The organism is Nocardioides sp. Root190, assembly GCF_001428565.1.
In the GTDB taxonomy this organism is placed as follows: domain Bacteria; phylum Actinomycetota; class Actinomycetes; order Propionibacteriales; family Nocardioidaceae; genus Nocardioides.
In genome coordinates this window covers 1-10226 of record NZ_LMIA01000005.1, presented here as the reverse complement: position 1 = coordinate 10226, position 10226 = coordinate 1, and the positions used below count along the sequence as shown (strand labels likewise).

The window sequence follows — 10226 nt, the reverse complement described above, 5'->3', positions numbered from 1 at the left end:
GGACAGCGTGGGCAGCCGCAATCAGAGCGACGGACCGGGCGCCTGGACCGAGCCTTGCCAGACACCGGTCCTGAGGTCAATGAAACAAGTAGCCGCTGTCGGGACGGAACGCCCGACCATGCCGCTGTCGGAGCGAACGCCCGACCATGCCGCTGTCGCTCTAGGTCGGGAGGGCCCAGATTCTGACGGCGCAGATCGGGCAGTCGCTCGGAGAGCTACCTGTGAAGAGGTGCCGGTACATCACAACCTCCGCAGCGGGAATTCCGCAAAGGGTGGGTTGATCACCGCCGGGCTGCGCATGCTCTTGGCAGTCGGTGTCGTCATCCTTGCGGTATGCCGCAGGACAGGCAGGAGGTTCGTCGGCGGATCCTTCGCGTTCGCCGAACAGGATGTCGCCCGCTCGAAGTGCCATGTCCGGTGGTCCTTCGACGACGATTGTGCGTCCGCCGAATCGGGTGATCCGGACAGTTCTCAGATCCTCCGTGCGCTCGTCTTGATGAAAGACGCCGTCGAAGGTGTCATCCGGCGCCAGAGGTCCGAGCCCGAACTCGCCAGCCAACCGCCAGGAGTCGCCCTGCCGTTAGGCCGCCGACACGAAGAAGGTGATCCGGCGAGTCATGGTCTGACCATATGTACCGGGCCGACAATCCGTACGTACAAGTCGCCGGCGGAGCCTCGTGCCGACGTCGACCGCTTGGATCAAGGGTGAGGATGCGAGCATGAGTCCATGGCCCAGGCTCCTAGCGAATCCGGCGAGATCGTCGTGGGCACCATCTATGAGGACTGTGCGTACCACCCGGTGCTCTGCACCGCCGTTCACGACGATGGATCGGTCAGCGGCATCTCCCTCATTGACGCCTCGGAGCCCAGGAACTGCGCGCCGGACGGCTGTGGCGCAGTCCCACTCGCTGTCGACGACATCGTCCTGGCTCTGCGGAACTTCGAGGCCTACGTGGCTCGCCGTACTGAGGAGCTCAGGGCCGAGGCGGAGTAGGGGGCACGGCCGCCGGACGCTCCTGCCGCCGTCAGGGCCGAACCACAACCCCGCCACTAGGCCCCGCAAACGATGACTGTTGCGCTGCGATCCGGCCGTTCATTGCTCGCCGGCAGCTACGAGGTGGCCCTGCACTCGGACAGCTCCGTCATCAGCGGTCTCTGAACCCAACGTCGCATCGATCTTGAACTCCAGCGTCTCGGGGGCGCATGACGCACGCAGCAACTCGAGGGTGCCCGACGACTCTTCCTCCGCGCTCGACGCCTCGACGTCGGGGGGAGCTCCGATAAACACGCTGATGTTCTCGGCCCCCGACTCGTAGTCACCGGCGTCAATAGGCAGATCGAAGGACCTAGCCTCGTCCGTCGGGACGGCCTGAATGTGAAGACGGGCACCCGGGAGGTCAGCGAAAATCTCTAGGACCTCCACATCAGGGTCCTCCTCGCTAGGGACACACTGAACCGCGGTGGGGTTCAGCGTCACCCGGCTGTTGTCCGGCAGCGTCGCGACCAAACCGTCCGCCTTCCTCGCCGGACTATCCGGTCCGCCCTGGCCGGAGTCCTCGTCACCGCACGAGGTGAGGACGACAAGGGCTGCGACGGTCACGTACACGGCGAGTCGGGGCCTGCTGGGACGTCTGCTGCTCATGGGGGCGCGCACGCGTGCAGCCTATGGCTGGCTCAGGGGCGACGGTGGACTATCGGCTGGGTCCACCTGGGCCTCCGGAGCAGGACGCCCGACCGTGCCGCTGTCGGACGGGACGCCCGACCATGCCGCTGTCGGAGCGGAAGACGCTGAGCTGTGCGGAAGAGTCTGAGTCGTGGTTCCTTGCCAGGGTTCCTGTAGGCGCCGGGGGTCGCTAGCGTCGACGCATGACCGGCAACTCGGTGAGGCAGGCAGCGCAGGAGAAGGTGGCGTTCTACCACAAAACACAGCTGGCGGAGCTCGTCCAACGCGTAGCCGCGGGGGTCGACCGGTTTCGCGCTGGCGAGCTAGATGCTTTCGGCGTCGACCAGGTGATCTTTCAGTACAGCCGAGCTGCGAAAGAGCTCTGGAAGTTCTGCAACCTCGACGATGTCGAGTTCACAGTAAGCCTGATTGATGATCAGCCGTTGCGCGACTGGTGGAAGCGGGGCGAGCCGAAGCGTCGATGACCGGGCCGACGACGCACGCCCTGTCATGGACGCCGGCATCCGCGGGGCCCCTCGAGCATGTTGGTTCCTTCAGGTCGCGGAGGCCATGAAGGCGGCGAGGATGTAGTTCGGGTGACGATCCAGGTTCTTTCGGGCTCGGTCGTAGCGCATGGTCGTTCGGGGGTCTGCGTGCCTGGCTGCGATCTGCACGTCGCGAAGGTCGACCCCGGCGTCGAGCATCGTGGTGACGAAGGTGTGTCGGAGCATGTGGGGGTGCATCCGGGCGGTGGCGACCCCGGCTCCCTTCGCCAGGGCGCGGAGTCGTCGGGTGGCGCAGTGACGGTCCATGCGGTTGCCTGTGCGGCTACGGAGAATCGCTCCTCCGGTGCGGTCCTCGACGGCCCGGTCTATCGCACGCCCAACAGCCGGCGGTAGCGGGACGAGCGCGATCTTGTCGCCCTTGCCATGTACGCGCAGGACGCGGTGGCCATGAACTTCTTCGAGTGCTTCGATGTTGGCTGCGGTTGCCTCGAAGATCCGCAGGCCGAGAAGCCCGAGCATCGACACAAGTGCGAAGTCATTGACGTTCGCAGAGGTACGGCCGGCGCTCAACATCGCTTCGAACTGCAGGTGGTTCAGACCCAGTGTGGGTGATTCGCTGGGCACCCTGGGGCGGCGGACGTACTCGGCGGGCGAGGCTGGAAGGACGGCGTCGATGACGCAGATCCGGTAGAAGCCGGTCAGTATCGACAGCCGCCGTGACACTGTCGAGGGCTTGTAGTGGGCAACTTCCTGCATCCAGCGCAAGTAGAGCTCGATGTGGGGACGGCGGGCCTCGAGAGGGTCGAGGTTCTGCCGCTGGCACCATGCGAGGAACGCGCGGAGGTCGGAATCGGCGTGGGTCCGCGTTTGCCCCTTGAACCGGGCAAGGTAGGCAACGGTGGCGATCTTCAGCGATGCGTTCGCTGAGTCGGTAGATGTGACGAGTGCAGTGTCCATCCCATTACTGGCACACCCATGCCAGCGGACGTCAAGACGCCATCGGCTCGTCACGCTCCGACAGCGGCCACGGCTGGGCTCCCGGATCGGCCACTACAGTCGGCGCATGTCCAACGAGCGACGTCCGGAAGGACCCAAAGCTCTGCACTTCGTCGGCGTCGTCATTGCGTTTCTCTGTGGCGCAGCCTTTGCGGGCTTGGCCGAGTTGCTAGACGCGCCCGCCTGGGGAGTCCTGATTGCCTGGGCGGTTGGCATCGTCGTGGGATTGCAGATTGCGTCAAGGGCGAACCGACGGCTCTTTCTCTCATAGTCGATGCGCCGGGCGGCTCCGACAGCGGCAGCGGCATGGTCGGGCGGATGTTCATTTGCGTGGGCCTAGTCGACCGTTTCCGTGAGCGCCGTGGAGGTCGCCCGACGCGGGATGGTCGATCGCGATTGCGGATCGATGCGAGCTCAACGGCGCTGTTGTGCCCGACCACGCAGCATGGTCTGGTCGCTGTCAGTCGTTGACGATCTTGTATTCGGTGAAGTCGCCGGCGGCTTCGCGACGCCGGTCGTCGGCGATGGCTCTCTCTCGCTCCGCAGTGGTGAGCGGCGCGGGAAGGCCTGCTAGGTGCTGTGCCCAGGTCGGTGAGTCATCCCGAGCCATGGCTGTGAGGGCGTTCACCACTGCCGCTGTTCGTGCAGCGGTCGGATCATGTGTTTCGACTAATCGCCCTCCCCGCTCGTCCTCTACAAGCTGCTCGCCGCGCTCGAGCTTTGCGCAACTTGCCGCCACGATCGCGGAGTTGCAGCAGGCCAACGCGGCCGACAACGGGTTCGTGTTCGTCGATTGTCGAATCGCGTTCACCGCCCACGCCTGTTGGAAGACGTGATAAAGCTCGATGCAGCCGTAGACGCCCGTGTCGATCTCCCTCAAGCTGAGCTCGTCTGAGCGTCGGGCGATGGCTCCATCCAGGAGCCCGACGCCTGGGTTGGAGCCCGGCACCGCGAGGCGGTCAAAGTCGTCGAGTACCTCCGCTATCGACGGCTCTGCGCTCATTCCGGCCTCTGCGACCGCTATACGCGTGGCTGCCTTCGAGATGACACGCTGACGTTCGGGGTCCAGCGCGAGCAGGAGGTCGACCAAGTCCGGGTAGTCCTTCAGATGAGACGGAAGATAGTCAGCGTCGTACGGGTCTAGGTCGTCCGGAAGCGGCGTGATCTCCCGAATCTCACCGGAACCCAGGACCCCCGGGTCGACGCAGATTCCGGTGAACTCCTCGACCATGGCTAGAGCGATGGCCTCAGGGTCGACGTCATCCCCGGACGCCCGCACCAGACGCTTCAACGCCCTGGGAAGTCCTTCTCCTGCGTCCTCGTCTTCTGGGTCGATCGTCGACAAGTTGATCGAAGCGACGACTTTGCCCTTGCGCGCGCAAACGAAGATGACCATGCCATTGACGTTCCAGAAGGCGCTGGCCGCCTTGCCGGCCGCGCTTGCTTTCGATGCCGCGCGAATCACTTCTGGTCGCGAGCCTTGATACCCGTTGTGCTCAACGACAAGGGCCGCATCCGCAGGTTCGGATGAGCGAGCAAACCACGCCCAGTAGGACGAGTCGGGCCAATTGGAAGAGTCGATCCAGGCATCCCCGACTGATCCGCCGTTCAGCGCCGTCGCGGACCAAACCTCGCGGCTCGCGCCAAAAGCTCTGAGCACTTCATCTTCGCGGCTTGAGGACACGACCGTGATGCAGGCTGCTTCCGCCAACACCGAGGAACGTAACCATCGATACGAATCAGGCGAAGCTGGCACGAAGGGAACCGTACCTTCGCGCCGACTCAGCCCGCCGCCTTTCCCGGCACAAGCAGGCGCCGCCGATGCTCGGAGTCCGTCATGGGTCCAACGATACCGCGCTCGCTCATCGAAGCGACCGATCGGCGGCATGGTCGGGCGTTCCGCTCCGACAGCGGCATGGTCGGGCGAGGTGGCCGCGCCCGTATCCGACTCTGGCGCTCGATATCTAGGGAGGGCGGTCCGCTCTGCAAGGATCCAGTATGTGAATCCCAACGGCTTTCGAGCATTGGCGAGCCGGCACCTGAGGCTGATGTTGACGGTGGGCTTGGTGGCAATCGGGACGGGGCTCCTGCTCGTGAATCTGGCTGTCGATCTCGCTGGTGAGGATCTGACGCCTCGGGGCCGCGGTGTTGGGGTTGCGGCTCGCCTGCTCTTCGTGCCGGTCGGCAGGGTCGAGTCCATGGAAACGCTCTGGGCCGCGCGCAGCTTGGTATTGCTTGGCGGATTCCTGGTCGCCGGTAGTGCACTGCTGCGTGCAACCAGGAACCGTCACCGCCGCGCCCGTCGCAGCAGTGGTGACCCCCGCCGCCGGTCATAGCTGCAACCCGCGAAACCCGTTCCGCCTCTTCGAAGATCCTGCTCCGACAGCGGCTACTTGTCGGGCTTTTTCGCAGGGCTCAGCGTTGAGGTAGCGGATACAGAGCGGTCAGTTCGACCACCGCATCGCGCGGGATCGCTACGCCAGTAAAGGTCTCTGCCATGGCGAGGCCGGTAGGCCACGGTGATTCGTCAACTTCGGCAGCTTGAATACAGAGAGCGCGTAGAGCAGCGGGTAGAGCGAGGTCATTGAGTACGTCGGCGTCGTCAGCGTCGAGGAAGTCGTACATGTCGACGTCGACCACGACCGCTCCGTCGCGAACGGCGACGAAGGAATTGTCATCGTTGACGTTCCAGAACACGCTTGCTGCCACGCTGTTGCCCGCTACACGAAGGAGAACGTCCTCGCGAGAGCCCTGGAAGCCATTCGGCTCGACTGCCACGACCCCACCCGGCGCCGCGGCCACTGAAATGGACCATCCGTACGCCTCAGCATCGTCGGCTTCGACACTCGGATCCAGTGGCCTCGACGTGTCAGCTCCGAACCGTCGCAACGCCTCGTCAGAATCGATTCCAGCTACAACGGTGATGCAGCAGGCTACGCCCACCGCGTCTTCGAGAACCCACCCGTAGGTTGATCGGTCTGCCATGAGGTCAGCCTTTCACGGCATAAACGAAGGTGCCGTCGATTTGGGGCACTCGAGCATTGGTTCGCCCCCGCAGCCGCCACTGTCGCTCCGTTCGACAGCGGCATGAGCGCGCACGCAGTCAGAGCCGTACTCTGCCGACATGGAGCCGTTGAGCACCCTGGCGATCGGCATAGACCTCGATTTCGTCTCCACTGCCGAAGGTGGGCGGACGACACCGCTGTTGGGTGGAGCTGATCCGGAGAACCGATTCACCTACCGGCCAAACTGGGGCCTCCCAGGTTGGCCTGACGGCGACCAGACCGGAGCTCCTGTCTTGGGTTTCGCCAAGGCCGACGTCGAGCCTGGGGAATCGACTCGGGCAGTGATCGTACCTATGTTCTTCGAGCAGGTCCCAGCGTGGCTCGACGTGCAACCCGGCGACGTACTCCGCATGTACGAGGGATCACGCATCTGCGGTCGCGCAACCGTCCGCTGGATCGAGCAGGCCACCTGGCGCATGCCTGAAGCCGAACAAGAACGCTTCGCCCGCTGGCTCCTTGCCCCCGAGGTCTGACAGCACCGTCAGCGGCATGGTCGGGCGCTGGGCCAATCACCCAGGGCCGACACAGCGCGAGCCATCGCCCGTTGGGTGTGGTCGCCCTCAGCGGCGGTTGGACGGCCTCACGTTGGTCTCGGCCTGATACGTCTCCATCGAGATCGCAAACGGCTCCCAGTCCTCGGCGGGAACAAGCGGTTCTGTCGTCATGAATCCAAACTCGTCTTCCGGGTGGTACCGGTCATACGCCAGAGTCATTCCCCTCGCGTAGCGCTCGATTTGCTGCTCAACCACGCCGTCCAGAGTCCAGAAGTAGTAGACGCAGGTGCCCCAGTCGGAGTGAGAGTCACCGCGAACCTCGCTCCAGGGCCGCCGAAAGAAGCGAGGGGTCTTCCGCGCCACGGTCGACAAGGCAGCTTCTGCGACTTGGTCCCACATTTCAGCCTTGGTCGCTTCGCCAGTCTTCGTCTGGCAGACCATGACGTTTCCGTCCGGTGTTCCTGGTAACCACTTGGCGGGGAAGCGCAACAGCCTGGTCGCGTCGCCGGGGCTCAGCTGGCGAAAGCGAGGGTCCTCAGCGTCGGCAACGGTGCGCTGCCACCACTCAGGAGCGCCCAGTGCGTCCGCGTGGCCTTGGTCCACCACGAGCGTAAGCCAGTCTTCCGAGTACCAAGCGTCGAGGACGCACGCGCAGTCAGTGGGACTCCATGGGCCGTGGTGAACATTGCCGCTTGGCAGTAGGTCCGTGCTGCCCATCGGGAACTCGAAGAGCGAACTGCCTTCCAGCACCAGCAACTGCATCTGGCTGAAGAAGTCGTTGTCGTCGCTCACGTCACACATTGTCTCCCTGTTGCCTACTTCAAGGGGTGCCCTTTTCACGTGAGTGGCGTGACGCTCGACTCTCGGCAGGTCCCGGCGTATTGAACAGCGAGTCGGCAAGCGCCTCTGGAACCCAGGGGAAGTGCTCCCCGTTCAATATCTCCTAGGCGAGTGACAGCCCGCGGTTCTACATTGAGATTGGAGTTGGGGCGCGGCCTCGGCGAACAGCTGGGGATACGGCCCCACTCCTGGAACCGGGTAGCCCCCACTTCACCGCTGGGATAGGCGCCCGGTTCCTTCTCATCCGAAGGGAAACGCAGCATGGACGACGACCAGCTCGCTCAGCGACTGTTCGCGGTGGTGCGCGATCAGGCTGCCACTGATGCGCGGGGGCTGGCCATGATGCAGTCGGCTTTCGACTCTGGCGGCGACCCGTTCTATGTGATCGCGGACGCTGTGAGTTACCTCGACCCCGCGACGATGCCGACTGACGTCCGGGCGGCATATGGCGCCTACCGTGCTGCCGTGACGGACCCCAACTGGCTGACAGTGTTGCCGGAGCCAACCCGAAAAAGTGCGGGCTGAAGAACGAGGACTTCTCGGCGTCAAAGTAGGTGCCGGCGGCCCACGTCGGTACACCGGCGCGGCGCAGTCCTGTTGTTGAGGACAGTCAGTGCGTTTGGACGCGCGACTCCTGCACCCGTCGATACGTTGCGGGGGTGCCTCTTGCTTGGATCGAGTTCAGTCGTGGCGCTGTTGCGGCGGTGACGGCGATTGCAGCGGTCTCGGGTTGTGGTTCAGAAGACGGGGATCCGGCGGTATCGGAGACGCCCCCGAGCGACGTCGAACAGATCGCGGACGCCTACACGCAATGGAAATCCGCTGTGGGCGAGGCTCGATTCGAGGATGCCTGCGCGCTCCAGAGCCGGGCCCTGCAGGATCAGATGACTGAGGGGGCCAGACACATTCTGGATGGCAGCGCTGGCCCAGATCCCGAACTCGCCGAACTGCGTCCCAGTTGCGCCTTGTAGCTTGAAGGAGCTGTAACGATGGGGTCTCCTTATATCGACATTGCCATCGAGTCGATCAAGGTGAATGGCGGGAAGGCGACCGCGACGGTTGGCTTCAATACCTGGCGGTTCGTCCAGGAATCGAGTGCTTGGCGAATCTCTTACCTGGACTGAGCCTTCTTCTTCCTTGATACGCCGTCTAGGCCGAGACTTACCGACATCGTCGTAATGGTCGGGCGTTCCGCTCCGACAGCGGCAAGGGGGGTGCTGGAGTCTTGGCACCGAGCACGCTGGGTGCCGACTTCACCCGGCTCTATGCGACAGCAGCGCCTCGGGCCTGCTCGCGCAACTTGCGCACAGTTCGGTGGAGAACCAGACGGGGTCCCGTTGCATACAGCAGAACACCGAGAAGGCTCAGCAGCATCACCAGGACAACCCAGAGCGGACGGCTTTGCCGGGCCTTTGCCCAGGTCGCCGGCCGAAAGCGGAACATGTCAGCGATCGCCAGCAAGGGCAGCCCGTAGGTGAGCAGCAAGATCTTCAACCAGTCATCCATCCTTGCCCCCGGCTCTCCGTCGTCGCTTACCCGCTCGACCCTAGTGCCTCGACACTTCACAACTATGTGCGTGGCGCGCGGTCCTGCTCCGACAGCGGCATGAGCGAGCGGCGGCCGTGTGCTACTCCACCTCGGCCCTGAGATCCTCAGTACGGCGAGCCACGTAGGCCTCGAAGTCCCGCAGAGCGAGGACGATGTCGTCGACTGAGAGTGGAAATGCGCCGCAGCCGACCGGCGCGCAGTTCCTGGGCTCGGAGGAGTCGATGAGGGAGATGCCGCTGACCGATCCATCGTCGTGAACGGCAGTGCAGAGGACTGGGTGGTACGCACAGTCCTCATAGATGGTGCCCACGAAGATCTCGCCGGATTCGCCAGGTGCATGGGCCATGGACTCAATGGTCGCACCTCACCCTTGATTCAGCGGCCGACCGTCGAGACGATCCGCGAGCTCAACGGCATGGTCGGGCGTTCCGCTCCGACAGCGGCATGGTCGGTCGTCCCGCCCCGACAGCGAGCGGATCCGGGCGCACCGTTCGGTGGAACAGGCAGACAGCTTCAGGGGCGCGGTGATGCCGGTTACGGCTCGAGAGGGGTCAGGGCTGACCCGAGGCCTGGCTGCCCCTCGTATGCGCTCCAGTGCCGCCTGTAGACGCTCATGTGCCACCAGCCGTCCCACTCAGGACCAGTGACGCCTACGGTCGTCTCGAGTGACACCTTGGGTCTCGGAACTACGTGGTCAAGCATCTCCTCGAGCTCGAGACGGATGGCTTCAAGGTCGGCGTCTGTCGCCGCACCCTCTTTCAAGACACATACGTGAAGAACGAGGCGAGTGTTCTCGACCTCGATACTGAGCGCGTCGACGTTGGGCCCGATCCGACAGATGCTGGCTTGGGACGCGCAATCTCGGGCGAACAGGTCCCACGCTTGAGAGCCAGAGAACGAGATGCGGCGAGACCAGCGACTACCTGGGTACCGGAACCGTGGACGGCGAGCCATAGAAAGAGAATGTCATGTCACTTCCGCATGGCCGACGTGGCGAACGCTGAGGGTCGTCCGGTCAGCGGCTACTTGTTTCATTGACCTCAGGACCGGTGTCTGGCAAGGCTCGGTCCAGGCGCCCGGTCCGTCGCTCTGATTGCGGCTGCCCACGCTGTCC

The 10226-nt window shown here is 64.1% G+C and carries 12 protein-coding genes; 5 read left to right on the top strand and 7 right to left on the bottom strand.

What is annotated here, in order from left to right; translation table 11 throughout:
- The first annotated feature begins 727 nt into the window (after positions 1-727).
- Positions 728-994 carry a hypothetical protein gene (locus ASE01_RS04320; protein ID WP_056748825.1) on the top strand — a complete coding sequence of 89 codons (267 nt, stop codon included), beginning with the start codon at positions 728-730 and terminating at the stop codon, positions 992-994.
- 99 nt (positions 995-1093) lie between these two features.
- On the opposite strand, the gene ASE01_RS04315 is transcribed toward ASE01_RS04320, so the two are convergent.
- The gene (locus ASE01_RS04315) at positions 1094-1654 is read right to left on the bottom strand and encodes a hypothetical protein (protein ID WP_157537090.1); all 561 of its coding nucleotides are present in this window, start codon (positions 1652-1654) and stop codon (positions 1094-1096) included.
- Between the two features lie 212 nt (positions 1655-1866).
- Between ASE01_RS04315 and ASE01_RS04310 the strand changes: the two genes are divergently transcribed.
- Entirely contained in the window at positions 1867-2148 is a 282-nt protein-coding gene (locus tag ASE01_RS04310) for a hypothetical protein (RefSeq protein WP_056748823.1), read from the top strand.
- A gap of 69 nt (positions 2149-2217) precedes the next feature.
- Here the strand turns inward: ASE01_RS04310 and ASE01_RS04305 are convergent, their stop codons facing one another.
- Positions 2218-3126, bottom strand: coding sequence for a tyrosine-type recombinase/integrase (locus ASE01_RS04305; protein ID WP_056748822.1), 909 nt, complete (start codon positions 3124-3126; stop codon positions 2218-2220).
- A 106-nt stretch (positions 3127-3232) separates the two neighbouring features.
- On the opposite strand from ASE01_RS04305, the gene ASE01_RS24275 reads away from it, so the two are divergent.
- Positions 3233-3436 carry a hypothetical protein gene (locus ASE01_RS24275; RefSeq protein ID WP_157537089.1) on the top strand — a complete coding sequence of 68 codons (204 nt, stop codon included), beginning with the start codon at positions 3233-3235 and terminating at the stop codon, positions 3434-3436.
- Positions 3437-3625: 189 nt separating this feature from the next.
- Here the strand turns inward: ASE01_RS24275 and ASE01_RS04300 are convergent, their stop codons facing one another.
- Entirely contained in the window at positions 3626-5053 is a 1428-nt protein-coding gene (locus ASE01_RS04300) for a DUF6461 domain-containing protein (RefSeq protein ID WP_235535860.1), read from the bottom strand.
- Between the two features lie 527 nt (positions 5054-5580).
- Complete coding sequence (locus ASE01_RS24270; protein ID WP_157537088.1) at positions 5581-6150, bottom strand: DUF6461 domain-containing protein; 570 nt, start codon at positions 6148-6150, stop codon at positions 5581-5583.
- Positions 6151-6289: 139 nt separating this feature from the next.
- On the opposite strand from ASE01_RS24270, the gene ASE01_RS24265 reads away from it, so the two are divergent.
- A complete protein-coding gene (locus tag ASE01_RS24265; protein WP_157537087.1) occupies positions 6290-6703 on the top strand; it encodes a hypothetical protein in 414 nt (137 codons plus the stop codon).
- Between the two features lie 87 nt (positions 6704-6790).
- Here the strand turns inward: ASE01_RS24265 and ASE01_RS04290 are convergent, their stop codons facing one another.
- Positions 6791-7516 (bottom strand): hypothetical protein, encoded by a 726-nt coding sequence (locus ASE01_RS04290; protein ID WP_056748817.1) that lies wholly within the window; start codon positions 7514-7516, stop codon positions 6791-6793.
- Positions 7517-7825: 309 nt separating this feature from the next.
- On the opposite strand from ASE01_RS04290, the gene ASE01_RS04285 reads away from it, so the two are divergent.
- Complete coding sequence (locus ASE01_RS04285) at positions 7826-8089, top strand: hypothetical protein (RefSeq protein ID WP_056748814.1); 264 nt, start codon at positions 7826-7828, stop codon at positions 8087-8089.
- 738 nt (positions 8090-8827) lie between these two features.
- Here the strand turns inward: ASE01_RS04285 and ASE01_RS04280 are convergent.
- Both ASE01_RS04280 and ASE01_RS04275 read right to left on the bottom strand, forming a co-directional pair.
- A complete protein-coding gene (locus tag ASE01_RS04280) occupies positions 8828-9058 on the bottom strand; it encodes a hypothetical protein (RefSeq protein ID WP_157537086.1) in 231 nt (76 codons plus the stop codon).
- A 133-nt stretch (positions 9059-9191) separates the two neighbouring features.
- Positions 9192-9458: a hypothetical protein gene (locus ASE01_RS04275; protein ID WP_056748811.1), complete on the bottom strand. Its 267-nt coding sequence runs from the start codon at positions 9456-9458 to the stop codon at positions 9192-9194.
- Between the last annotated feature and the right edge of the window lie 768 nt (positions 9459-10226).

Bases quoted from the DNA above. Each gene is read 5' to 3' on its own strand.
- ASE01_RS04320 (WP_056748825.1), top strand. From the start codon at position 728: ATGGCCCAGGCTCCTAGCGAATCCGGCGAGATCGTCGTGGGCACCATC.
- ASE01_RS04310 (WP_056748823.1), top strand. From the start codon at position 1,867: ATGACCGGCAACTCGGTGAGGCAGGCAGCGCAGGAGAAGGTGGCGTTC.
- ASE01_RS04305 (WP_056748822.1), bottom strand. From the start codon at position 3,126: ATGGACACTGCACTCGTCACATCTACCGACTCAGCGAACGCATCGCTG.
- ASE01_RS24275 (WP_157537089.1), top strand. From the start codon at position 3,233: ATGTCCAACGAGCGACGTCCGGAAGGACCCAAAGCTCTGCACTTCGTC.
- ASE01_RS04300 (WP_235535860.1), bottom strand. From the start codon at position 5,053: ATGCCGCCGATCGGTCGCTTCGATGAGCGAGCGCGGTATCGTTGGACC.
- ASE01_RS24270 (WP_157537088.1), bottom strand. From the start codon at position 6,150: ATGGCAGACCGATCAACCTACGGGTGGGTTCTCGAAGACGCGGTGGGC.
- ASE01_RS24265 (WP_157537087.1), top strand. From the start codon at position 6,290: ATGGAGCCGTTGAGCACCCTGGCGATCGGCATAGACCTCGATTTCGTC.
- ASE01_RS04285 (WP_056748814.1), top strand. From the start codon at position 7,826: ATGGACGACGACCAGCTCGCTCAGCGACTGTTCGCGGTGGTGCGCGAT.
- ASE01_RS04275 (WP_056748811.1), bottom strand. From the start codon at position 9,458: ATGGCCCATGCACCTGGCGAATCCGGCGAGATCTTCGTGGGCACCATC.